The sequence below is a fragment of the Streptomyces sp. NPDC025833 genome (assembly GCF_055558055.1).
This window is the reverse complement of sequence record NZ_JBVHNF010000007.1, coordinates 72,953-94,999: the sequence shown is the minus strand read 5'-3', so window position 1 is coordinate 94,999 and position 22,047 is coordinate 72,953. Positions and strand designations below refer to the sequence as shown.

At 72.4% G+C, this 22,047-nt stretch carries 25 protein-coding genes; 8 read left to right on the top strand and 17 right to left on the bottom strand.

Features of this window, described 5'->3' with window-relative positions; genetic code table 11:
- Positions 1–15: 15 nt before the first annotated feature.
- Positions 16–375, bottom strand: a complete 360-nt coding sequence (locus ACZ4K2_RS13830) for an NADH-quinone oxidoreductase subunit A (RefSeq protein WP_003992243.1) — start codon at positions 373–375, stop codon at positions 16–18.
- A 742-nt stretch (positions 376–1,117) separates the two neighbouring features.
- Here ACZ4K2_RS13830 and ACZ4K2_RS13825 point away from each other — a divergent pair.
- Positions 1,118–2,008, top strand: a complete 891-nt coding sequence (locus tag ACZ4K2_RS13825) for a C40 family peptidase (protein ID WP_467476781.1) — start codon at positions 1,118–1,120, stop codon at positions 2,006–2,008.
- A 610-nt stretch (positions 2,009–2,618) separates the two neighbouring features.
- Here ACZ4K2_RS13825 and ACZ4K2_RS13820 read toward each other — a convergent pair.
- Positions 2,619–3,953 (bottom strand): geranylgeranyl reductase family protein, encoded by a 1,335-nt coding sequence (locus ACZ4K2_RS13820; protein WP_467476779.1) that lies wholly within the window; start codon positions 3,951–3,953, stop codon positions 2,619–2,621.
- A 47-nt stretch (positions 3,954–4,000) separates the two neighbouring features.
- On the opposite strand from ACZ4K2_RS13820, the gene ACZ4K2_RS13815 reads away from it, so the two are divergent.
- Complete coding sequence (locus tag ACZ4K2_RS13815; RefSeq protein WP_467476776.1) at positions 4,001–4,552, top strand: GNAT family N-acetyltransferase; 552 nt, start codon at positions 4,001–4,003, stop codon at positions 4,550–4,552.
- A gap of 62 nt (positions 4,553–4,614) precedes the next feature.
- On the opposite strand, the gene ACZ4K2_RS13810 is transcribed toward ACZ4K2_RS13815, so the two are convergent.
- The 5 genes from ACZ4K2_RS13810 to ACZ4K2_RS13790 form a co-directional block, all read right to left on the bottom strand.
- On the bottom strand, positions 4,615–5,310 hold the full coding sequence (locus ACZ4K2_RS13810; protein WP_467476775.1) for a demethylmenaquinone methyltransferase: 696 nt from the start codon (positions 5,308–5,310) through the stop codon (positions 4,615–4,617).
- A 73-nt stretch (positions 5,311–5,383) separates the two neighbouring features.
- Positions 5,384–5,989, bottom strand: a complete 606-nt coding sequence (locus ACZ4K2_RS13805; RefSeq protein WP_467476773.1) for a hypothetical protein — start codon at positions 5,987–5,989, stop codon at positions 5,384–5,386.
- Between the two features lie 7 nt (positions 5,990–5,996).
- The gene (gene mqnC / locus ACZ4K2_RS13800; RefSeq protein ID WP_467476771.1) at positions 5,997–7,196 is read right to left on the bottom strand and encodes a cyclic dehypoxanthinyl futalosine synthase; all 1,200 of its coding nucleotides are present in this window, start codon (positions 7,194–7,196) and stop codon (positions 5,997–5,999) included.
- A 71-nt stretch (positions 7,197–7,267) separates the two neighbouring features.
- Positions 7,268–8,164 (bottom strand): prepilin peptidase, encoded by an 897-nt coding sequence (locus ACZ4K2_RS13795; RefSeq protein WP_467476770.1) that lies wholly within the window; start codon positions 8,162–8,164, stop codon positions 7,268–7,270.
- An 87-nt stretch (positions 8,165–8,251) separates the two neighbouring features.
- The gene (locus tag ACZ4K2_RS13790; protein WP_467476768.1) at positions 8,252–9,100 is read right to left on the bottom strand and encodes a menaquinone biosynthetic enzyme MqnA/MqnD family protein; all 849 of its coding nucleotides are present in this window, start codon (positions 9,098–9,100) and stop codon (positions 8,252–8,254) included.
- A 285-nt stretch (positions 9,101–9,385) separates the two neighbouring features.
- Between ACZ4K2_RS13790 and ACZ4K2_RS13785 the strand changes: the two genes are divergently transcribed.
- The 4 genes from ACZ4K2_RS13785 (at position 9,386) to ACZ4K2_RS13770 (ending at position 11,888) form a co-directional block, all read left to right on the top strand.
- Positions 9,386–9,589 carry a cold-shock protein gene (locus ACZ4K2_RS13785; protein ID WP_003992177.1) on the top strand — a complete coding sequence of 68 codons (204 nt, stop codon included), beginning with the start codon at positions 9,386–9,388 and terminating at the stop codon, positions 9,587–9,589.
- A 546-nt stretch (positions 9,590–10,135) separates the two neighbouring features.
- Entirely contained in the window at positions 10,136–10,996 is an 861-nt protein-coding gene (locus ACZ4K2_RS13780) for a DUF2637 domain-containing protein (protein WP_467769955.1), read from the top strand.
- A complete protein-coding gene (locus ACZ4K2_RS13775) occupies positions 10,993–11,187 on the top strand; it encodes a hypothetical protein (protein ID WP_467476764.1) in 195 nt (64 codons plus the stop codon). Before ACZ4K2_RS13780 ends, ACZ4K2_RS13775 begins: the two co-directional genes overlap by 4 nt.
- Positions 11,188–11,237: 50 nt before the next feature.
- On the top strand, positions 11,238–11,888 hold the full coding sequence (locus ACZ4K2_RS13770; protein WP_467476762.1) for a class I SAM-dependent methyltransferase: 651 nt from the start codon (positions 11,238–11,240) through the stop codon (positions 11,886–11,888).
- Here ACZ4K2_RS13770 and ACZ4K2_RS13765 read toward each other — a convergent pair.
- Both ACZ4K2_RS13765 and ACZ4K2_RS13760 read right to left on the bottom strand, forming a co-directional pair.
- The gene (locus ACZ4K2_RS13765; protein ID WP_467476759.1) at positions 11,847–12,101 is read right to left on the bottom strand and encodes a DUF397 domain-containing protein; all 255 of its coding nucleotides are present in this window, start codon (positions 12,099–12,101) and stop codon (positions 11,847–11,849) included. The genes ACZ4K2_RS13770 and ACZ4K2_RS13765 overlap by 42 nt on opposite strands.
- Positions 12,098–12,955 carry a helix-turn-helix domain-containing protein gene (locus ACZ4K2_RS13760; protein WP_467476757.1) on the bottom strand — a complete coding sequence of 286 codons (858 nt, stop codon included), beginning with the start codon at positions 12,953–12,955 and terminating at the stop codon, positions 12,098–12,100. Before ACZ4K2_RS13760 ends, ACZ4K2_RS13765 begins: the two co-directional genes overlap by 4 nt.
- Positions 12,956–13,062: 107 nt before the next feature.
- Here ACZ4K2_RS13760 and ACZ4K2_RS13755 point away from each other — a divergent pair, with 107 nt between their 5' ends.
- Positions 13,063–13,527, top strand: coding sequence for an ATP-binding protein (locus ACZ4K2_RS13755; RefSeq protein WP_467476755.1), 465 nt, complete (start codon positions 13,063–13,065; stop codon positions 13,525–13,527).
- Here ACZ4K2_RS13755 and ACZ4K2_RS13750 read toward each other — a convergent pair.
- Complete coding sequence (locus ACZ4K2_RS13750) at positions 13,478–14,359, bottom strand: LysR family transcriptional regulator (RefSeq protein WP_467476753.1); 882 nt, start codon at positions 14,357–14,359, stop codon at positions 13,478–13,480. The two genes, ACZ4K2_RS13755 and ACZ4K2_RS13750, sit on opposite strands and share 50 nt — an antisense overlap.
- A 171-nt stretch (positions 14,360–14,530) precedes the next feature.
- Positions 14,531–16,486: an AMP-dependent synthetase/ligase gene (locus tag ACZ4K2_RS13745; protein WP_467476751.1), complete on the bottom strand. Its 1,956-nt coding sequence runs from the start codon at positions 16,484–16,486 to the stop codon at positions 14,531–14,533.
- 286 nt (positions 16,487–16,772) lie between these two features.
- On the opposite strand from ACZ4K2_RS13745, the gene ACZ4K2_RS13740 reads away from it, so the two are divergent.
- On the top strand, positions 16,773–17,828 hold the full coding sequence (locus ACZ4K2_RS13740; RefSeq protein WP_467476749.1) for a MaoC family dehydratase: 1,056 nt from the start codon (positions 16,773–16,775) through the stop codon (positions 17,826–17,828).
- A 189-nt stretch (positions 17,829–18,017) separates the two neighbouring features.
- On the opposite strand, the gene ACZ4K2_RS13735 is transcribed toward ACZ4K2_RS13740, so the two are convergent.
- The 6 genes from ACZ4K2_RS13735 to ACZ4K2_RS13710 all read right to left on the bottom strand — a co-directional run bounded on the left by ACZ4K2_RS13735 (position 18,018) and on the right by ACZ4K2_RS13710 (position 22,034).
- Positions 18,018–18,701: a TetR/AcrR family transcriptional regulator gene (locus tag ACZ4K2_RS13735; protein ID WP_467476747.1), complete on the bottom strand. Its 684-nt coding sequence runs from the start codon at positions 18,699–18,701 to the stop codon at positions 18,018–18,020.
- Between the two features lie 10 nt (positions 18,702–18,711).
- On the bottom strand, positions 18,712–19,020 hold the full coding sequence (locus ACZ4K2_RS13730) for a DUF4229 domain-containing protein (protein ID WP_467476746.1): 309 nt from the start codon (positions 19,018–19,020) through the stop codon (positions 18,712–18,714).
- A gap of 75 nt (positions 19,021–19,095) precedes the next feature.
- A complete protein-coding gene (locus ACZ4K2_RS13725) occupies positions 19,096–19,620 on the bottom strand; it encodes a GNAT family N-acetyltransferase (RefSeq protein ID WP_467476744.1) in 525 nt (174 codons plus the stop codon).
- A 57-nt stretch (positions 19,621–19,677) separates the two neighbouring features.
- Positions 19,678–20,841, bottom strand: a complete 1,164-nt coding sequence (mqnE, locus tag ACZ4K2_RS13720) for an aminofutalosine synthase MqnE (protein ID WP_467476742.1) — start codon at positions 20,839–20,841, stop codon at positions 19,678–19,680.
- A gap of 38 nt (positions 20,842–20,879) precedes the next feature.
- Positions 20,880–21,335 carry an Lrp/AsnC family transcriptional regulator gene (locus ACZ4K2_RS13715; RefSeq protein ID WP_467476740.1) on the bottom strand — a complete coding sequence of 152 codons (456 nt, stop codon included), beginning with the start codon at positions 21,333–21,335 and terminating at the stop codon, positions 20,880–20,882.
- A gap of 48 nt (positions 21,336–21,383) precedes the next feature.
- Positions 21,384–22,034 (bottom strand): UbiX family flavin prenyltransferase, encoded by a 651-nt coding sequence (locus ACZ4K2_RS13710; RefSeq protein WP_467477017.1) that lies wholly within the window; start codon positions 22,032–22,034, stop codon positions 21,384–21,386.
- Positions 22,035–22,047 lie beyond the last annotated feature (13 nt).

The following is a 22,047-nucleotide window of genomic DNA, read 5'->3' as shown; positions in this document are numbered from 1 at the left end:
GTCGTTAAAGGCCCCTCAGTCCCATTCCAGGCCGCCGCGCCGCCATACGTACGCGTACGCGACGAAGACGGTGAGCACGAAGAGCAGCATCTCCACGAGCCCGAAGATCCCCAGGGCGTCGAAGGTGACGGCCCAGGGGTAGAGGAAGACGATCTCGATGTCGAAGACGATGAAGAGCATCGCCGTCAGGTAGTACTTGATGGGGAAGCGCCCGCCGCCGGCCGGCGTGGGGGTCGGCTCGATGCCGCACTCGTAGGCCTCGAGCTTCGCGCGGTTGTACCGCTTCGGACCGATCAGCGTGGCCATGACCACGGAGAAGATCGCAAAGCCTGCCCCGAGCGCTCCCAGTACGAGGATGGGCGCATACGCGTTCACCGCTCCTCGCTCCTCTCAGTCGGCACTGACTGCTGGCGGTTGCACTGGGCTCACACCCGCCCCACCGGTCCCACGAGCCCCGCTCGTCCCGGGCGAAGATCGAGAACATGTGAAGCAGGTCACAAGCCCAACTGCCTCGCATCTTATGCCCGACACTCTGTGATCTGCGACACGGGGTATTCCACAAGCTTTGTGATCTCCACCACCTGACGAAGGATCATGAAGTCGGATGATGGGTGATCTTCACACCCGAAGCGTTCACTTGATCACCAGAAGTGACAATCTCGCCGGTCGTCGCAGGCCGGAGGGGTCGTCTCAATATCAAGAGACTTCCCGCGCATGCAAATTGGCCTTGGACCGGGTGTCCTGATAGTGGCCCCCGTTCACACATCGGGGGGACGCGCGCGACCGATGTGGACGGGTCCGGGGCGCGTGCGCGCGTTCACGAAGTCCTGGCGCGCGGGACGCCGCCGTTCCGGTAACCGTTCCGTGACCTCCGCCACACCCGTGCGAGGTCCAGGAGAACCGGGCTTGGCCAACCACCCCAACCGGTGGTAGGCGTGGGGCAATTCGGACGTAATGATCAAAGACCGTGATCAAGGGCTTGATCACGGTCGCCCGCAATGTCCGTTACGGCGTCAATAAAGAGCGACACGCCGGGATTCCGGGTCACGGTTCAACAACTGTGGCGCAGCACACGTTTCTTGAAGATGTGAAGGAGCCCCTGGTACCGGTTGTTCCCATGTCCCACACCGCTCACATACGCAGCCACCGGAAGCCCCGCCGCAACGCGCCGGCCCTCGCCGTGCGGGCCGGAGTTGCCGGTGGCGTCCTCGGCACCCTGGCCGTCGCCGGCGCGTCCGGCTCGGCCGACGCCGCCGAGCCGGTGACGCAGACCCTCGAACTGCCCACCCTGACGGCCGATCTGGCCGCCCAGGCGGCGCAGTCGGCCGACGCCACCGAGCAGGCCGCCGCGCACTACCAGCTGCAGGCCGAGCGTGACGCGGCCGCCGCGAAGGCCGCCAAGCAGGCGCAGGCGGACCTCGCCGCGGCCAAGAAGAAGGCCGCGGAGGCCAGGAAGAAGGCCCAGGAGGAGGCCCGCAAGGAGGCGGCGGCCCGCGCCTCGCGCGCCGCCGAGCGGGAAGCGCTCACCACCACGGCGCAGACCACCTCGACGACCACGACCACGTCGACGTCCTCGTCCGAGTCCTCGTCCTCGTCGGACTCCACTCCGGCGTCCACCCCCGCCTCCGACTCCACCGGCTCGTCCACGGCGACCGGTTCGGCCGCCGCGATCGTCAGCTTCGTGAAGGCGCAGATCGGCAAGGCGTACATCCCCGGCGCCACCGGCCCCTCCGCCTACGACTGCTCCGGCCTGACGCAGACCGCCTTCAAGCAGGTCGGCATCAGCCTGCCGCGCGTCTCCCAGGACCAGTCGACCGTCGGCACCCAGGTCTCGCTGAGCAACCTCCAGCCGGGCGACATCCTGTACTGGGGCAGCGCGGGCTCGGCGTACCACGTCGCGGTGTACGTCGGTGACGGCATGTTCGTGGGCGCGCAGAACTCGTCCACCGGTGTCGTGGAGCGTCCGCTGTCCTACGACCCGCCCACCGGCGCCGTGCGGGTGCTCTGAGCACTCCCCGCACCTTCCCGCGCACGTAAGGGCCGCAGCCGCTCGGGGGCAGCGGCCCTTACGTCGTCCCCCGCGCGGCATCCCCGGCGCCCACCGGCCCGCCGGGTCTCCAGTCGGCACGCGCGTGCTCCCCGGCGCACCTCCCGCGGCGCGCCCGCGCCTCACGGGCGGCTCCCCGCGCGTCTCCGGCACGCCCAGGCGCTCCCCGGACGCCTCCCGGGCCCCCGAGCGCCTACCGCGCCTCTCCCAGGCCGCCCAAGCGCCTCGCGCGGCTCCCGCGCCTCCCGGGCCCCCGGAGCGCCTCGCGCGCCTTCCAGGCCGCCCCAACCGCCTCACGCGGCTCCCGCGCTTCCCAGGCGCCTCACCCGCCCTCCACGCCCTCCCGGGCGCCGTGACGGCTCCCGCGACCCCGGACGCCGTACGCGGCGGCCCACGGCCCGCGGAAGGCCCGGCGCCCGCCCGGGCGGCCCCGCCGGCCGCTTCCCCCGTCACGCCCCCGGTGCCGGGCTCGGTGACGACGGTGCCCAGGCCGGGCCGGCGGGACGCGGCGCGCGCCTGCCGGGTCGCCGAGGGGGCCGTGTCCAGCGCCCGACCGGCCCCCGGCCCGTGGTCACGCCTTCGGGGCCACCTTGCTCAGGCCGTTGATGATGCGGTCCATCGCGTCGCCGCCCGTGGGGTCGGTGAGGTTCGCGAGGAGCTTGAGGGTGAACTTCATCAGGACCGGGTGCGTCAGACCCCGCTGGGCGGCGATCTGCATGACCTTCGGGTTGCCGATGAGCTTCACGAAGGCGCGGCCGAGCGTGTAGTAGCCGCCGTAGGTGTCCTTGAGGACGCGCGGGTAGCGCTGGAGGGCGATCTCGCGCTGGGCGGGCGTCGCGCGCGCGTGGGCCTGCACGATGACGTCGGCGGCGATCTGGCCGGACTCCATGGCGTAGGCGATGCCCTCGCCGTTGAAGGGGTTCACCAGGCCGCCGGCGTCGCCGACGAGCAGCAGTCCGCGCGTGTAGTGGGGCTGGCGGTTGAAGGCCATGGGGAGGGCGGCGCCGCGGATCGGGCCGGTCATGTTCTCGGGGGTGTAGCCCCAGTCCGCCGGCATGGAGGCGCACCACGCCTTGAGGATCTCGCGCCAGTCCAGCTCCTTGAAGGCGGCGGAGGTGTTCAGCACGCCGAGGCCGACGTTGGACGTGCCGTCGCCCATGCCGAAGATCCAGCCGTAGCCGGGCAGCAGGCGCTCCTGGGGGCCGCGGCGGTCCCACAGCTCCAGCCAGGACTCCAGGTAGTCGTCGTCGTGGCGCGGGCTCTCGAAGTACGTCCGCACCGCGACGCCCATCGGGCGGTCCTCGCGGCGGTGCAGGCCCATGGCGAGGGACAGCCGGGTGGAGTTGCCGTCGGCGGCGACGACGAGCGGCGCGTGGAAGGTGACCTCGCGCTTCTCCTCGCCGAGCTTGGCGGTGACGCCGGTGATGCGGCCGGTGCGGTCGTCGACGACGGGACCGGAGACGTTGCAGCGCTCGTGGAGCCGGGCGCCGGCCTTCTGGGCGTTGCGGGCGAGCTGCTCGTCGAAGTCGTCCCGCTTGCGGACGAGTCCGTAGTCCGGGAAGGAGGCGAGATCCGGCCAGTCGAGCTGGAGCCGGACACCGCCGCCGATGATGCGCAGGCCCTTGTTGCGCAGCCAGCCGGCCTCCTCGGAGATGTCGATGCCCATGGCGACGAGTTGCTTGACCGCGCGCGGGGTGAGGCCGTCACCGCAGACCTTCTCGCGGGGGAACTCGGTCTTCTCCAGGAGCAGGACGTCGAGACCGGCCTTGGCGAGGTGGTACGCGGTCGTGGAGCCGGCTGGCCCCGCGCCCACGACGATCACATCGGCGGTGTGGTCGGAGAGGGGCTCGGTCACGGCGGGATCTCCCCAAGGTTCGAAATCTGCGTGCCGACCGGCACTGGACATGGGCAGTCTATTCAGCAGAATTGATCACCCGGCTGAAGGGCTGCCCAGTGAACGGACGTCTCCCCGAGGTACGGCTGCGCGTTCCCACTCACGAGGACGCCGTCGCCTGGCACCGGATCTTCGCCGACCCGGAGGTCATGGAGTTCCACGGCGGCGCCCCCGCGGCCCTGTCGGTCTACGAGGAACTCACCGCGCGCCAGCGCCGGCACGACGCGGAACTCGGCTTCTGCCTGTGGACCGTGCTGGACGAGTCCGGCGGGGTCGTCGGCTTCACCGGCGCGCAGCCGTGGCGGCCGCGGTGGGGGCCGGTGGGCGAGACGGAGATCGGCTGGCGGCTCGGGCGGGCGGCCTGGGGCCGGGGGTACGCCACCGCGGCGGCCCGGGAGACCGTCCGGCGCGTGCGGGCGGCCGGACTGCCGGGTGTGGTGGCGATGGTGCGGCCGGGCAACGAGCGGTCGATCGCGGTGACCCGGCGGCTCGGCATGGTGCGGGCGGAGAGCTACGCCCACCCCACGCCGGACGACACGGCGCTGTGCTTCCGGCTCGATCTGCGGACCGACCCGGCGCCCGGCGACGACTCCCGCCTCGCACACGCTTGATAGCCACCCGTCACGGAACGGCACCCTTCGAGATGCCGGCCGGTGCACCCGGCGGCGGGGCCTCAGCTCTCCTTGAAGCCCCGGTGCAGCGCGACCACACCGCCGGTGAGGTTGCGCCACGCCACCTTCGACCAGCCGGCCTCGCGCAGCCGCCCGGCGAGCGCGGGCTGGTCGGGCCAGGCCCGGATGGACTCGGCGAGGTAGACGTACGCGTCCGGGTTGGAGGACACCGAGCGCGCGACCGGCGGCAGCGCCCGCATCAGGTACTCGGTGTAGACGGTGCGGAACGGCGTCCAGGTCGGGTGCGAGAACTCGCAGATCACCACGCGTCCGCCGGGCCGGGTGACCCGGTACATCTCCCGCAGGGCGGCGTCCGTGTCCTGCACGTTGCGCAGCCCGAAGGAGATCGTCACCGCGTCGAAGGTGTCGTCCTTGAAGGGCAGCCTCGTCGCGTCGCCCGCGGTGAACGGCAGCCAGGTGTGCCTCTTCTTGCCGACCTGGAGCATGCCGAGGGAGAAGTCGCAGGGGACGACGTAGGCGCCCGTCCGCACGAAGGGCAGCGAGGAGGTGGCCGTGCCCGCGGCGAGGTCCAGGACCTTCTGCGCGGGGCGCGCGTCGACCGCTCTCGCCACCTCCTTGCGCCAGCGCCGGTCCTGGCCGAGCGACAGCACGTCGTTCGTCAGGTCGTACCGTTCCGCGACGTCGTCGAACATCGAGGCGACTTCGTGCGGCTGCTTGTTCAGGGAGGCGCGGGTCACCCGTCCATTCTTGCAGCCCGGTCCCCGGGCGCGGGCCCCGGCTCCCCGCGCCGCCGGGCCCCCCGGGGGCCGCTCAGCGGCGCCGGAAAACCAGCCGTCCCGCCACGACCGTCGCCACGCACGTCCCCGTGCCGCGTGCGCGCAGTTCGGCCTCGTCGCGCACGTCGAAGACCGCGAAGCGGGCCGCGGAGCCCGGTTCGCGCGCGGGCGGCCGCTCGGGCGGCAGTCCGGCGGCGAGGGGGTCCAGGCAAGGGGTGCCGCCGGGCCGGCCCAGGCGGCCCACGACGCCGAGCCCGGTGCGGTGCACGGCGTCCCGCACCGCGCGCCTGCGCAGGGGCTCGCAGGCCGCCCCGACCGTGCCGTGGGCGAACATGCGCTGTGCCCCGCGCCGGGCGCTCGCGCCCCAGCGGGCGTCGTCGAGGGCGAGCGCGGCGAGCGCGTCGCCGGTCAGCGGCTCGGTGCCCAGGGTGTCGGCCTCCCGGGGGTCCGGGTGGTAGGCCTCCTCCAGCAGTTCGGTGCCGTGGAGGTTGACGAAGCCGGGCGTGAGGATGCCGGGCCAGGTGCGCACGCGCGCCTGCGGGTGCGCGGCGGACAGCTCCTCCAGGAGGCCGACGGCCTCGGTCCACTCGCCCTTGACGAGCAGGGCGTGGCCCCGGGAGTCCGCGTGGATCGTCAGCACGGCGGCCCTAGTTGGACGCGAGCAGCTTCAGCTCGGGGTGGGCGGTGCCGCCCGCGATGGCGGTGGAGGAGATGTGCGAGACCACGCGGTCGTCGACGGGGTCGTCCGCCGGGTCGTCGTGGACGACGAGGTGCTCGTACGTCGTGGAGCGCTGCGCCGGGACGCGGTCCGCCTTGCGGATCAGGTCGATGATCTCCATGCGGTTGGAGCGGTGCTTGGCGCCGGCCGAGGAGACCACGTTCTCCTCCAGCATGATCGAGCCGAGGTCGTCCGCGCCGTAGTGCAGGGAGAGCTGGCCGACCTCCTTGCCGGTGGTCAGCCAGGAGCCCTGGATGTGGCGGACGTTGTCCAGGAAGAGGCGGGCGATGGAGATCATCCGAAGGTACTCGAAGAGCGTGGCCTGCGTCCGGCCCTTCAGGTGGTTGTTCTCCGGCTGGTAGGTGTACGGGATGAAGGCGCGGAAGCCGCCGGTGCGGTCCTGCACGTCCCGGATCATCCGCAGGTGCTCGATGCGCTCGGCGTTGGTCTCGCCGGTGCCCATGAGCATGGTGGAGGTGGACTCCACGCCCAGCCGGTGCGCCGTCTCCATGATCTCCAGCCAGCGCTCGCCGCTCTCCTTGAGGGGCGCGATGGCCTTGCGGGGCCGCGCGGGCAGGAGTTCGGCGCCGGCGCCGGCGAAGGAGTCCAGGCCCGCCTCGTGGATGCGGGTGATGGCCTCCTCGACCGGGACCCCGCTGATCCGGGCCATGTGGTCGACCTCGGACGCGCCCAGCGAGTGGATCACGAGCTGCGGGAAGGCGTCCTTGATGGCCTTGAAGTGCGTCTCGTAGTACTCGACGCCGTAGTCCGGGTGGTGGCCGCCCTGGAACATGATCTGGGTGCCGCCGAGTTCGACGGTCTCCGCGCAGCGGCGCAGGATGTCGTCGAGGTCGCGGGTCCAGCCCTTCTCCTTGTCCTTGGGGGCCGCGTAGAAGGCGCAGAACTTGCACGCCGTGACGCACACGTTCGTGTAGTTGATGTTCCGCTCGATGATGTACGTGGCGATGTGCTCGGTGCCCGCGTACAGGCGGCGGCGCACGGCGTCGGCGGCGGCGCCGAGGGCGTGCAGGGGCGCGTCGCGGTAGAGGCCGAGCGCCTCCTCGGGCGTGATGCGTCCGCCCGCCGCGGCTCGGTCGAGCACGGACTGGAGGTCGGCCTTCTCGGTCACCGGGCGTCCCTTTCGTCAAGCGGTGGGGGCAGACCGAACCAGCCTACGTCAGCCGTTTCGGGGCGAAGACGTCAGGCCGCGTACGCGCCGATCAGCAGCCCGAGGAGGGTGCCCGCGAGGAGGAACGGGCCGAAGGGCACGGCCGTCCTGCGGTCCGCCCGCCGGGCGAGGACGAGCGCGCCGCCGTACAGCGCGCCGAGCAGGAACGCGGCGAAGGTGCCGAGCAGCACGGTGGGCCAGCCGTACCAGCCGAGTACGGCGCCCGCCCCCACGGCCAGTTTCACGTCGCCGAAGCCCATGCCGCCCGGGTTGATCAGGTGCAGCACGAGGTGGCCGGCGCCGAGGGCGAGCGCGCCGTACAGCGCGGTGGGCCAGTGGCCGGCGTGTTCGGGCAGCAGGGCGGTGAGGCCGAGCAGGGCGAGGGCGGCGGCGGCGAGCGGGAGGGTCAGCGGGTCGGGCAGCCGCCGCACCCGGAGGTCGACGGCGGCGAGCAGCACGCCGACGGGCGCGAGCAGCAGCCAGACCGCGAGTTCGGGCCGGGTGCCGGTGGCCGCGGCGAGCACCGCGCAGACGAGCGCGCCGGCGGTGGCCAGGGGCACGGCGGAGGGAACCCGGGCCGGAACACGGGAGGACGCGTCCGGCCCGCCGGGGGCGGGCGGGGAGGGGTACGGCACGTCCGCCGCCGGGGTGCCCGGCGCACCGCTCGACGCCCCGCCGGCCGGCTCCCCCTTGCTCACGCCCCCGCCGGCCGGCTCCCCCTTGTCCGCGCCCTCGTCGGTCGCGCACCGCCGTCCGCACCGGGCGGCGCCCAGCCAGCCGCGTACCGGGTGGCCGTCGGGGCACCGGTCCCGCCAGGGCTCGCCGGCGGGGACGGAGAAGCGGTAGGCGGCGCGGGGCAGCAGCGTGCCCGCCAGCGCTCCCCAGGCCGCGGCGGCGAGCACCAGCGGTCCGGTGTCCGTCGCGTCCACACTTCCCCCCGTCGTCCGTGTGGCTGCCGAGGCCGCCGCCCGCCGGGCGGTCCGGCGCCCGGTGCGCAGCAGCGTAGTGACGGCGGGCTACGGCCGCAGCAGCTCCACCTTCACGTCCGCCGGGAAGCCGGTCGTCGGCCCGACGCGGCGGGCGAACTCGGCGACGGCCTCCAGTTGCGGGGCGCCGAAGCTGAAGTCGAGCGTGGTGAAGTACTGCGCCAGCGTCGCCTCGTCGAACGCCTCCCAGCGCGCGGCCTGTTCGGCGACCTTGCCGACCTCCTCCAGGGAGAGGTTGCGGGAGGCGAGGAAGGACTCGTGGGCCTTGCGGGTGATGACCGGCTCGCGCTCCACGTAGTCCCGGCGGGCCGCCCAGACCGCGAAGACGAACGGCAGGCCGGTCCACTCCTTCCACAGCGCGCCCAGGTCGTGGACCTGGAGCCCGTAGCGCGGGCCGTCGACGAGGTTGGCGCGCAGGGCCGCGTCGCCGATGAGGACGGCGGCCTGTGCCTCCTGCATCATCAGGCTGAGGTCGGGCGGGCAGGTGTAGTAGTCGGGCCGGACGCCGTACCGGTCGGCGAGCAGGAGCTGGGCGAGCCGGACCGAGGTGCGGGAGGTCGAGCCGAGGGCGACCCGGGCGCCGTCCAGCCGGTCCAGCGGGACCTGGGAGACGATCACGCACGACATCACCGGGCCGTCGCAGCCGACGGCGATGTCCGGGAAGGCGACGAGGTCGTCGGCGTTGCGCAGGAACTCGACGAGGGTGACGGGCCCCATGTCGAGGTCGCCGCGCACGATCTGCTCGCTCAGCTTCTCCGGGGTGTCCTTGGTCAGCTCGAAGTCGAGGAGGGTGCCGGTTCTCGCGAGCCCCCAGTAGAGGGGCAGGCAGTTCAGGAACTGGATGTGGCCGACACGCGGCCGGGTGCGAGACATGTCCACATCGCGAGACTAGTCCCCTTGTCGTACGGTGCCGGGACCGGCCCCGCCGCCAAACGGGCTAGCGAAGGTTCAAACGTCCGGGTGACGTGATCTTGACCCCTATCGCCTTCGGCTGCCCCCGTGCTAAGCTCGCCGCAAGTTGCAGTTTGGTTTCCCTTGCAGTACAGAGCCTGCGGAGCATGTGACCGCGGGCTCTCGTCGTTTTCAGACGAATGCAGTTGTGCAGCACCGTACGCACGTGCAGGTTCTGGAGCAGGGCAACCCTTTTGAGCCCAAGGAGGGCTTATGGCTACCGGAACCGTTAAGTGGTTCAACGCCGAAAAGGGCTTTGGCTTCATCGCCCAGGAGGGCGGCGGCCCCGACGTCTTCGTTCACTACTCCGCGATCAACGCCTCCGGCTTCCGCTCCCTTGAGGAGAACCAGCAGGTGAGCTTCGACGTGACCCAGGGCCCGAAGGGTCCGCAGGCGGAGAACGTCACCCCCGTCTGAGTCACCGCCTGATCGCAGAACCTGAGTGCAGTACCCAAGGAGCCCCGCGCCTTCCGGCGACGGGGCTCCTGCCTTTTCCCGCCCGGGCCTCCGCCGGCCCGCACCGGTCATAATTAATCTGTCATAATTAATACAGCCAAAAATAGGCCCTAACTATACCTGAACAAGGTGCTTGTCCGGCTAACCCTTCACCCATTTGCCACGCATCCATCATCGAATGGCGGCGGTTATTCGCAACATGACGAAGGAAACGCGGGGGCGGACAGGCGAACCTCTCTCAGGGCGGCCCTGTCCGACTGCACGGCAGCCCATGCGGCTCGGCTCCCACACCTACCTGCCCGCACCGAACACCGTCGGGCCCACCAAGGGAGTTCTGGCCAAGGGCGGCCTCCTCGTCACACTGGAGGTGACCGAGGAGATCCTCCAGGAATTCATGGACGCCATGAATTCCCTGGAAAGACATGTCTCAAGACGGTGGGCGACTTCCGAGACGTGGCTCTGCGGCTCTCCGGCGGAATGAGCGAACCGGCCATGCATCCAGAATACATGGGATATCACCCGGATCCCGCCGTCGATTACGCGGCCGGCTACCCGGCCGCCGAGGTCCGCCACCCGGCGCCGCCCGACTCCTACTCCCTGCCGCTGATCCCCCCGGACTCCGCCTGGGACCCGGCGGAGGAGCTGGCCTTCATGCTGCGGGACAGCATGGAGCGCCAGCCGAGGATCCCGGCGGCGCGCACCGAGGACGAGCACGAGAACCCGGGTGACCCGGACGGGAAGAACCACCGCGACGCCCTGGTGGAGATCACGGCGGACCTGCCCCCGGTGCACATTCCTTCCCGCGGCCATCGAAAGGTCCGGGTAAGGCGGCGCGCGAGCGCGATTCGTGTCGCGAGTTATACGGCCGCCGCCCTGGCCACCACGATCGCTTCCGCCGTCAGTATCTTCGGCGGGCTGGTCGCCTACGATCCGCTGCGATTCGTGGCGACCACGCGAATCCACAGCGACATGGTCTCCTGGTGGCCCCTTCTCGTATTCGGCCCCTGGCTGGTCGCGTCGCTCTCCATTCTCCGCGCGTCGCTCCACCAGCGCCGGGCCTTTCACTCCTGGTCCGTGCTCCTGATCTTCTCGTTGATCGCGATGTCCCTGTGTGTCGCGGAGGCACCGAGGAACATCGTCGACACCGCGGCCGCCGCCCTGCCGAGTTTCGCCTCCCTCGCCTGTTTCCAGCAGGTGGTGCGCCAGATCACCCTCACCAGGCCACCGCGGCGGTCCCTGCCCCGGCACCGGGTGCGCTCCGGCGAGGCCGCCGACGAGCCGAAGGGCCGGGCCGCGGCGGACGGCGGGCCGCCGGGGCCCGGTGACCGGGTCCGGCCGCACCCCGCGGGCCGGGCGGAGGGCCGATGAAGGACTCCGTCACGGTGCACACGCCCCTCCCGGACGTCGCCCTCCTCCTGCCCCGGCAGCAGATGGCCCTGGACTGCGCCCTGTGCGGACGCCCGCTGGGCGTGAACGGGCGGGTGCTGGGCGAAGTGCGGCACCGGGGACTGCTGTTCCGGCTCTGGGGCTGCGTCCTCGGCTGCCGGCCGACCCCGTAGCCGCGGCCCCCCGGGCGGGCGGCCGGCGCGGTCCGCTACGTTGCCTGCCCATGACCGACGCCGAGGACTTCCTGACCGCCGCCCGCACCTTCTACGACACCGTCGCCGAGGACTACGCCGGGCACTTCCGGGGTCAGCTCGTCGAGAGGCCGCTGGAGCGGGCGCTGCTCGGCGCGTACGCCGAACAGGTCGGCCCCGGCGGGACGGTCGCCGACGCCGGCTGCGGCCCCGGCGAGATCACCGCCCACCTGGCCGGCCTGGGCCTGGACGTGCACGGGGTGGACCTGTCCGCGTCCATGGTCGCCATCGCCCGCCGCGAGCACCCCGCCCTGCGTTTCGAGCGGGGCTCGATGCTGGAGCTGTCCGCAGCGGACGGTTCGCTGGCCGGGGTGGTGTCCTGGTACTCCAGCATCCACGTCCCGGTGGAACGACTCCCGTCGCTGTTCGCCGAGTTCCACCGCGTGCTCGCACCCGGCGGCCGCCTCCTGCTCGCCTTCCAGGCGGGGGACGTGCCGCTGCGGCTCGACCGCCCCTGGGGCCGGGACGTGGTGCTGGACTTCCACCGGCGCCGCCCCGAGCGGATGGGCGAGCTGCTGACCGAGGCGGGTTTCGCCGTCCACTCCAGCACCGTGCGGGAACGGGTGGAGGCGCACGGCGAGTCAGCCCCGCAGGCGTTCCTTCTCGCCCGCAAGGAAGGCTGACCAGGCGACGGGCGACACGGTGAGCCTGGCGGCGGCGGGCCGCTTGGAATCACGGACGTGAACGGCGGTTGCCTCGGCGGCGACCTCGACGCAATCGCCGCCCTCACCGTCGCTGTAGCTGGACTTGAGCCAGTTGTACCCGAGTTCGACGCAATCGCCGCCCTCGCCGCTGCTGTAGCTGGACTTGAACCAGGTCAGGTCCTCGAAACTCATAGCTCCTCCAGCTTCTGCGTCATGAGCTTTCGGGACTCCAAGGGGCTGAGTGCCATCGCGCGCATGATCCCATAGCGGTCGGCGATCTTCCGGACCTCCTCCCGGTCCGTGACGAGCTGAGGGAAGCCTTGCGCTTCCAGGTAGGCCACTGACCCATGCCCCTTGGGCACCAAGAGGTTGAACGCGCTGCCCAAGCTGGGGTGTTCCTCGACGCGGGTCGGCATCACCTGGATCTCCACGTTCTTCATGCCGCTGACGTCCAAGAGGTGGCGCAGTTGATCCGCGTGGATGCGCGGCCCGCCGATCGGCCGGTCGAGCACCACCTCTTCGAGGATGTAGCTCACGATGGGCGGCGGCCACCTCTCGAACACCTGCTGGCGTGAAAGACGGTCGGCCACCCGCTTCTCGATCGTCTCCTCGCTGAGGAAGGGCCGTCGCTTGGCGAACACCACCCGTGCGTACTCCTCGGTCTGCAACAGGCCCTGTACGGCGTGATTGGAGTAGTGGTGGAGTTCCACCGCCTCCGCCTCCATCGCCGCATAGCTCCGGTACCACTCCGGATGCCGGGTGCGCGCTCTGGCCATGGCCTCCTCCACCTGGGGGATGATCTCCGTGAGCAGCCCGCCCGTCTTGAAGATCTCGTCCGCCCGCCGCAGGAACTCCGGCCTGGGCGTCCGTACTCCCCGCTCCATGGCCGAGATCTGGTCCGGCCCGTACCCCACCAGATCGCCGAACTCGCGCTGGCTCAGCCCCGCCCGCTCCCGCAGCAGCTTCAACTGCCTGCCGATCACGGCGAAGACCGCCGCCGCCCCGTTCGCCTCGGCCGGAGTCTCCGGCCTCCGCTCCTCAGTCACCGCACCCTCCGACAAACCGTACGTCACACCGACCGCGCCCGTACGGCTACGCAGAGTCGCCGGGTCGCCCCTGGTCAGGGTAGGGAGAACCGGCCACTCTCGGTGAGGTGAACGTAGAAATCTCCACCCCCGGGACCGAACTCGTCCAGCGGCTCAGCGCGACCCCCCGCGGTGCCCGGCTGGCCCGGCGGCTGACCGGTGCCGCGCTCGCCACCTGGGGACACCCCTACGACGGCGACCTCAGCCAGAGCGCCCAGCTCGTCGTGGCCGAGCTGGCCGCCAACGCCGTCACCCACGGTCGCGTCCCCGGCCGGGACTTCGAGCTGCGGCTCGGTCTGCGCCCCCACGAGAACACCCTGCGTATCGAGGTGAGCGACGCGCGCGGTGACCGCACCCTGCGCCACGTGGACGGCGGCCCGCTCGACGAGCACGGCCGCGGGCTCGTCATCGTCCAGGTGCTGGCGTCCGACTGGGGCGTCACGGCGCGGGACGTCGGCAAGACCGTCTGGGTGGAACTGCCGCTCAGCGCAGGGCGGCGACCGTGTCCGCGAAGGCCCGGGCCGGCGGACTGAGCGCGTCCCAGCGGCGGACGGCCCAGCCGACGGTCAGGGGGCGCAGGCCGGGCAGGGGGACCAGGCGCACCGGGCCGTCGCCGGGGACGGGCAGCCCGGGTACGGCGGGGACGACCGCCCGGCCCACGCCCAGTTCGGCCAGGAGCAGCGCGGTGTCCCAGTCGGCGACGCTCGGCTCGTGCGCGAGCAGCACGCCCCGCTCCGCGCACGCCGCTTCGAGGTGGGCGGCGGAGGTGGAGTTGGGCGGGAGCCGGATGAGCCGGGTGCCGGACAGCTCCGCGGGGTCCAGGTGCGGGCGGGCGGCCAGCGGGTCGTCCGCGTGGACGGCGAGCAGCCACGGCAGTTCCACGACGGTGCGCTGCTCGATGCCGCGGACCGGCGGGCCGATGGTGATCCAGGCCAGGTCGAGCGTGCCGTCGGCGAGGGCGTCGAAGCTGCCCCGGCCGGAACTGACCGTGCGGAACTTCAGGTTGACGTCGGGATGGCGGCGGCGGAACGCGACGACCGCGTCGGACATGAAGTGCCGGACGGTCGTCGCGCCGGTGGCCAGGCGGACGTGCCCGCTGTGGCCGTCGACCAGGTCGCGCAGGCGCCGTACGGCCAGGTCCAGGCCGTTGATGCCCTCGGCGGCGGCGGCCTCCAGCAGGCGCCCGGCCCGGGTCGGGACCACCCCGCGCGGCTGGCGCTCCAGCAGGGCCACACCCGTCTCCCGCTCCAGCCGGCGGACGTGCTGGCTGACGGCGGACTGGGTGCAGCCGAGGTCGCGGGCGACCGAACTCAGGCTGCCCGCACGGCACACGGACACGAACACCCGTAGATCGTCGAGGGTCACAACACCCAAGCTAACACTTGGGTTTGACAAGCAAACCCAAGGATTGACTGGATGGTGGGGGCGTACCAGGATCTCCCGTGGGCCGCGACCGACCCAGGCGGCAACCCGCTCCACGCCCCCCGCGGGGTCCGGACCGACGCGGGACCGGCGGGAGCGGGTGCCGACCGCCGGCTAGGGCGCGTACAGGCTCTCCACCTCGGTCGCGAAGTCCCGCATGATGCGGTCGCGGCGGAGCTTCATCGAGGGGGTCAGGTGCCCGGCCGCCTCCGTGAAGTCGACCGGCAGGACGACGAACCGGCGGATGGTCTCCGGCCGGGAGACCAGCTTGTTCGCCTCGTCCAGCGCCCGTTGCAGGACGGCCGTCAGTTCGGCGTCGTCGGCGAGGAGTTCGGGCGGCACCGGGTGCTTGCCGAGCATCCGGCGCCAGTGGGTGGTGCCGTCGGGGTCGAGCGTGATGAGGGCCGACACGTACGGCCGGGCGTCGCCCACCAGCATCACCTGGGAGATCAGCGGGTGCCGGCGCAGCCAGTTCTCCAGCGGGGCCGGGGCCACCGACTTGCCGCCCGCCGTGATGAGCAGTTCCTTCTTGCGGCCGGTGATGGTCAGATAGCCCTCGTCGTCCAGTGCGCCGAGGTCGCCGGTGGCCAGCCAGCCGTCACGGGTCGCGGGGACCACTCCCCCGGCCTGCGGGTCCCAGTAGCCGCGCAGCACGTGGTCGCCGGCGAGGAGGATCTCGCCGTCCGCCGCGATCCGCACGCGGGTGCCGGGCATCGGCCAGCCGACCGTGCCGAGGCGGGGTCTGAGGGGCGGGGTGACCGTCGACGCGCCGGTGGTCTCCGTGAGGCCGTAGCCCTCGAAGATCTCGATGCCCGCGCCCGCGTAGAACGCGGCGAGGGGCCGGCCGAGCGGGGAGCCGCCGCAGATCGCGTACCGGACCCGGCCGCCCATGGCGGCGCGCAGGCGGCGGTAGACGAGGGGGTCGTAGAAGGCGCGCTGGGCCTTCAGGGCGCCGCCGGGGCCGCCGGCGCCGGTCTGGCGGGCCTCCAGCGCCTCGCCGTAGCGCCGGGCCACGTCCGCCGCCCGGTCGAACACCGCGGACCGGCCGCCCGCCTCGGACCTGGCCCGCGCGGAGTTGTAGACCTTCTCCAGCATGTAGGGGATGGTCAGCAGGCAGGTCGGCCGGAACGCGGCCAGGTCCGGCAGGAGGTCGTCGGGGGCCAGGCTGGGGGCGTGGCCGAGGCGGACCCGGGCGCGGACACAGGCGATGGCCACCATCCGGCCGAAGACGTGGGACATGGGCAGGAAGAGCAGGACCGACGGCTCCTCGCCCCGCGCCTTGAAGACCGGGTGGAGGAGTTCGATGGCGTTGTCGACCTCGGCGAAGAAGTTGCCGTGCGAGAGGGCGCAGCCCTTGGGCCGGCCGGTGGTGCCGGAGGTGTAGATCAGGGTGGCGAGCGTGTCGGGGCCCAGCATGCCCCGGCGCACGCCCACTTCGCCGTCCGGCACCGCCGCGCCCGCGTCGGCGAGCCGGGCCACGTGGTCCTTCTCCATCACCCACAGGTGGCGCAGGTCGGGCAGGCGCGGGAGTTCGGGGCCGAGGGCGGCGGCCTGGGCGGCGGTCTCCGTGACGAGGGCGACCGCGCCGCAGTCGTGCAGGATCCACCGGGTCTGGAAGACGGACGAGGTGGGGTAGACGGGGACCGTCACCAGTCCGGCCGCCCAGGCCGCGAAGTCGAGCAGGGTCCAGTCGTAGGTGGTGCGGGCCATGACGGCGATCCGGTCACCGGGTCGCAGCCCCTCGGCGACCAGGCCCCGGGCGACCGCCTGCACCTCGGTGGCGAACCGGGCGGCCGTCACGTCCGTCCACCGGCCGCCGGGCAGCTTGCGGCTGAGCACGACCGCGCCGGGGTCCGCCTCCGCGTTCCGGTACGGCAGGTCGGCGAGGGAACCGTGGGTGACCGGGGGCGCGAACGCGGGTACGGCGGCCTCCCGCACCGCGCCGTCCAGCCGCCGCACCTCCGGCTCGACGAGCACCGGACAGCCGTCGTAGTCGACGGCGGAGACGGCGGGAAGGGCGGAGACCGGGGCACCGGAGGAGACGGGGACGGTCGGGAACGGGGTGGACACGGGCGGCTCCTCTGGCGTGCGTGCGCCGGCGGCGACCCTCGGGGAAACAGGGGTTACCGCTGTTCAGGCAGGTGATCGTACGACTCCGCTGTGAGGGGGGTGTGCGGGTTCCGGAAGGGTCCGGGGCCGGGGGTGTGCAGCCTCGGGGGTCGCGGGCGGGACGCGTGCGGCGCGGGGCGGCCGGGGGCGTGCGGGATCTCCGTCACCCCGTGTGCGCACTGACTTTACCTCCGGTAACCTTACTCCCCGGTAAGCAAATCGGACCCGAGTCGCGCGGGAGTCGCCCATGACCGGCCCGGCGGATGCCGTCACCCTCACCGCGGCGCCCGCGCTGGCGCCGCTGCTGCTCCGGGGCGCCCTGCGCTCCCCGTTCAGGCGGCCGGCCCCGGACGCGGACTTCCCGCGCGCCCGGCTGGTGCTGCCCCGGCTGCGCGTCGACCCGGTGCGGCTCGCCGCCTACGAGCGGGTCTGCGGCTTCCCGACCGGCGAGCCGGACCTGCCGGTCACCTATCCGCACGTCCTCGGCTTCCCGCTGGCCATGCGGCTGATGAGCGACCGGGACTTCCCGCTGCCGCTGCCGGGGCTGGTCCACACGTCGATCGGGATCGTCCGCCGGGGCGCGCTGCCGGCCGACGCGGAGTACGACCTGTCGGTGCGGATCGAGGGACTGGCCCCGCACCGGCGCGGCACGGAGGCGACGGTGGCGACCGGGCTGCGGCTGGGCGGTGAGACGGTGTGGGAGTCCCGCAGCACGTACCTGGCCCGGCACGGCGGCACCACCGCCGAGGAGCCGGCCCGGCCGCGGAGCGACTTGGCCGGACCGCCCCCGGTCGCGGCCCCGCACGGCGCCCCGGAGGGCGACCCGCGGTCCCGGCGGCCTTCCGGCGACGCGCAGGGCGCACCCGGCCCCGACGCGGACGCGGACGGATGGGGTCCGGACGGATGGGGTTCGGACGGAGCGGGCGGGGCCGGGGGCGAGGGGCCGGCGTCGGCCGTCTCGGCCCGGTGGCGGCTCGGCGGGGACGTGGGGCGGCGGTACGGCGCCGCCTCCGGGGACCGCAACCCCATCCACCTGCACCCCCTCACCGCCCGCCTGTTCGGCTTCCCGCGGGCCGTCGCTCACGGCATGTGGACGGTGGCCCGCTGCCTGGCCGCCCACGGCACACCCCAGGCGGCCGAGGTCCGGGCCCGGTTCCGGGCACCCGTCCTGCTGCCGGGCACGGTCACCTACGACGCCGACGGCACCGGGCGCTTCGCGCTGCGGGGCCCGGACGGCAGGCTGCACGTGTCCGGCGGGGTACGGGCGCTGCCCGGCACCGGACCGGACCCGGCCGTCCGGTGAGACAACACCCGCACCGCCTGACGCGGTTGACAGCACCTGGGGGTCTCGTACGCTGCCCCGCGTGATGAGACGCGTCGCACGGGGTGGGGGGTCGCCGCCATGACGGCGGCGCTGCTGGGAGCGGTTCGAGGAGCCGCTGGAGCAGGCCCGCGAACAGTGCGAGCGGGTGATGGCGGACCTGCGGGAGCACTACCGGCGCTGACCGGGCTCCGGCTCGTCCCGGCGGGCCTCCTCGGCCGGCGGGACCCACACGTCGCCCCGCATCAGACCGCCCAGCCCCGACCAGGCGAAGTCCATCAGCGTGGTCGCGGCCTGCCGGGCGGTGACACCGGGCGTGGTGTTGGCCCAGGCCGCGAGCGACTCCGCGGCACCGACCAGCGCCTCCGCCAGCCCGGCCACCTCGCGCTCGGGCAGGTCGGGGTCCCGGTGCGCCTCCCGGGCCGCCACCGCGATCAGCCGGGTGACGAACGCGACCAGCTCCGCGCGCATCGCGGCGACCTCGGCCGCGAAGGGCGCACCGTGCGTACGGGCCTGGAGGTGCAGCACCGACCAGCCGTCGGGATGCTCGGAGGTGTGCGCGAAGAACGCCCGCAGACCCTCCCAGAGCTGGCGGTCGGCGGGCAGCCCCGGCCCCACGGCCGCGCGGACTGCCTCCGTGAGCGCGGCGGCCTCACGGCGTATGCAGGCGGTGAAGAGGTCTTCCTTCGAGTTCAGGTACAGATAGACCAACGGTTTGGACACGCCCGCGAGTTCGGCGATCTCGTCCATCGACGCGGCCATGTACCCGCGCTGCCCGAAGATCCGTACGGCGGCGTCGAGCATCTGCCGCTCCCGCACCGCCCTCGGCATCCGTTTGGTCTTGACGGCACCCATGGGGTCAAGACTAGTGGGGCGCGGCAGCCCCGCCCCGTGCCCGTGACGCGTCGTCGGCCAGGTCCTCCTGGCTGCGGTTGGCGTCCAGGTTGGCCTTCATCCGGTCGACCCTGCCGACGATCCGCACGGAGGCGCGGTCCCGCTCCTTGCGCAGCGCCACCCAGCTGATCGGCGCCGACAGGATCAGGGAGAGCAGCAGCACCCACAGCAGGTTGGAGTCGCCGAAGCCGCGCGGGAAGATGCCCGAGTAGACGGCTCCCCAGACGATCACGAGGCAGCCCGCGAAGATACCGAGGCGCATCAGCGTGTAGCGGAGCATCTCAATCCACTCGTCCGATTCCAAAAGGGGTCATCGTCCAGTGAAGCACGCCCCGCGGACGATCGTGCAGGGGGGTCAGCCGAGCGGCAGCAGCATGACGACCTCGTCGCGGTCGTCGCCGGGCGCGACCCGGATGGCGTCGGGCACCCGGCCGACCTCCTTGTAGCCGCAGGAGGCGTAGAAGCGCTCCAGGCCGTGCCCGCCCCGGCAGGTCAGCCGGATCGCCTCGACGCCGTCCAGCCCGCGCGCCGCGTCCGCCGCGGCGGCCAGCAGGTCGCGGCCGTACCCCCGGCCCTGGTGCCGGGGGTGCACCATCACCGTGTACAGCCACACCCAGTGGGTCATCAGCCGGTGGGCGTTGCGGGTGAGGAACGCGGTGGCGGCCGGCCGCCCGGCGCCGTCGCGGCCGACGAGCAGCCGGGTGCGGCCCTCGGCCATCTGCGCGAGGTGCCGCACCAGTTCGGGCCGTATCTCCTCGCGGGTCACCGGGGGGACGAAGCCGACGGAACCGCCCGCGTTCGAGACGTCCGCCCACAGGTCGAGGAGGTCGTCGCGGAGGGCGGGGGTGACGGCCGGATCCAGGGTGAAGGCAAGTGACACGGGGCGAGCCTACCCATTACCGATCACCGGTCGCGGGCCGCTCCCCCCGGGCCGGGGTCACACCCGCATCGGCTGCGGCGAGTCGCGGCGGGCCGGGTCGGAGCCCTCGTACTCGCGGATGATCTCGTAGCGCGTGTTGCGCTCCACCGGGCGGAAACCGGCGTCGCGGATCAGCTCCAGCAGGTCCTCACGGGTCAGCTTGTTCGGCGTGCCGTAGTTGTCCGCGTCGTGGGTGATCTTGTACTCGACGACCGAGCCGTCCATGTCGTCCGCCCCGTGCTGGAGGGCGAGCTGCGCGGTCTGCACGCCGTGCATCACCCAGAAGACCTTCACGTGCGGGACGTTGTCGAAGAGCAGCCGGGAGACGGCGAAGGTCTTCAGCGCCTGTGCGCCGGTCGCCATCTGCGTGCGGGCCTGGAGGCGGTTGCGGATCTTGCCGTCCTTCATGTCCACGAAGTCGTGCTGGTAGCGCAGCGGGATGAAGACCTGGAAGCCGTTCGTCTCGTCCTGCAGCTCCCGCAGCCGCAGCACGTGGTCGACGCGGTGGCGCGGCTCCTCGATGTGGCCGTACAGCATGGTGCACGGGGTCTTCAGACCCTTCTCGTGCGCCAGCCGGTGGATGCGGGACCAGTCCTCCCAGTGGGTGCGGTGGTCCACGATGTGCTGCCGGACCTCCCAGTCGAAGATCTCCGCGCCGCCGCCGGTGAGCGACTCCAGGCCCGCGTCGATCAGCTCGTCCAGGATCTCGGACGCCGACAGGCCGGAGATCGTCTCGAAATGGTGGATCTCCGTCGCCGTGAACGCCTTCAGCGAGACGTCCGGCAGGGCGGCCTTCAGCTCGCGCAGCGACCGCGGGTAGTAGCGCCAGGGCAGGTTCGGGTGCAGGCCGTTGACGATGTGCAGTTCGGTGAGGTTCTCCGACTCCATCGCCTTGGCGAGCTTGACGGCCTCCTCGATGCGCATCGTGTACGCGTCCTTCTCGCCCGGCTTGCGCTGGAACGAGCAGTAGGCGCAGGAGGCCGTGCACACGTTCGTCATGTTGAGGTGGCGGTTCACGTTGAAGTGGACGACGTCACCGTTCTTGCGGGTGCGCACCTCGTGGGCGAGGCCGCCCAGCCAGGCCAGGTCGTCCGACTCGTACAGCGCGATGCCGTCCTCGCGAGTCAGCCGCTCACCGGAGCGGACCTTCTCCTCCAGCTCGCGCTTGAGCCCGACGTCCATGCCAACACCTTTCTCCGACAGCCCGACCAACGGTATCCCTAGACCTCTTCGGGCAGCTCCCCGACCCGGTTCTCCCACTTCGTGGACAGCACGATCGTGGTACGGGTCCGCGAGACGCCCCGGGTCCCGCTCAGCCGCCGGATGGTCCGCTCCAGGCCGTCGACGTCCGACGAGCGCACCTTGAGCATGAACGAGTCGTCGCCGGCGATGAACCAGCAGTCCTCGATCTCCGGCAGGTCCCGCAGCCGCTGGGCGACGTCCTCGTGGTCGGCCGCGTCGGACAGCGAGATGCCGATCAGCGCCGTGACCCCGAGACCGAGGGAGGCCGAGTCCACCGTGGCGCGGTAGCCGGTGATGACCCCGGCCGCCTCCAGCCGGTTGATGCGGTCGGTGACGCTGGGGCCCGACAGGCCGACCAGACGCCCCAGCTCCGCGTACGAGGCCCGGCCGTTCTCTCTCAGGGCCTGGATGAGCTGCCTGTCCACCGCGTCCATGCGTGAGAAGCCTTCCGGTGAAAGTTCCTGAAGTGATGAGAGGTAGTGCTACTCGCCCGCCGCGCCGCCGCCCAGCTCGCCCCGCCAGCGCCGGTACAGGCCGTGCTCCACGCCCGCGACGTCCAGCACCCGCCCGGCGACGAAGTCCACCAGGTCCTGGATGTGGGTGGCGCCCGCGTAGAAGGCCGGGGAGGCCGGCACCACCGTGGCCCCGGCGTCGTCCAGCGCGACGAGGTGCCGCAGGGTCTGGCCGTTCAAGGGGGTCTCCCGTACGGCCACGGCCAGCGTCCGGCGCTCCTTCAGCGTGACGCTCGCCGCGCGCTGGAGCAGGTCCTTGGACAGACCGAGCGCCACACCGGCCACACACGCGGTGGAGGCGGGCACGATGAGCATGCCCTTCGCCGGGTACGACCCCGAGGACGGCCCGGCCGCGAGATCGCCCGCGTTCCAGTACCGCACCCCGCTCACGTCCACGTCGAAGGTACCCGGCTTGCCGTCGGCGCCGCGGGCCAGCCACGCACGCAGGTCGTCCTGCCAGTGCGCGTCCCGGAACGAGATCCCCGTCTCGTCCAGCAGCGTGAGCCGGGAGGCCCGGCTGACCACCAGGTCCACCGCCTCCCCCGCCGCCAGCAGCGCCCGCAGCACGGCAGCCGCGTACGGGGTACCGGAAGCTCCGGACACCCCCACGATCCAAGGCACGCGCTGCGTTTCT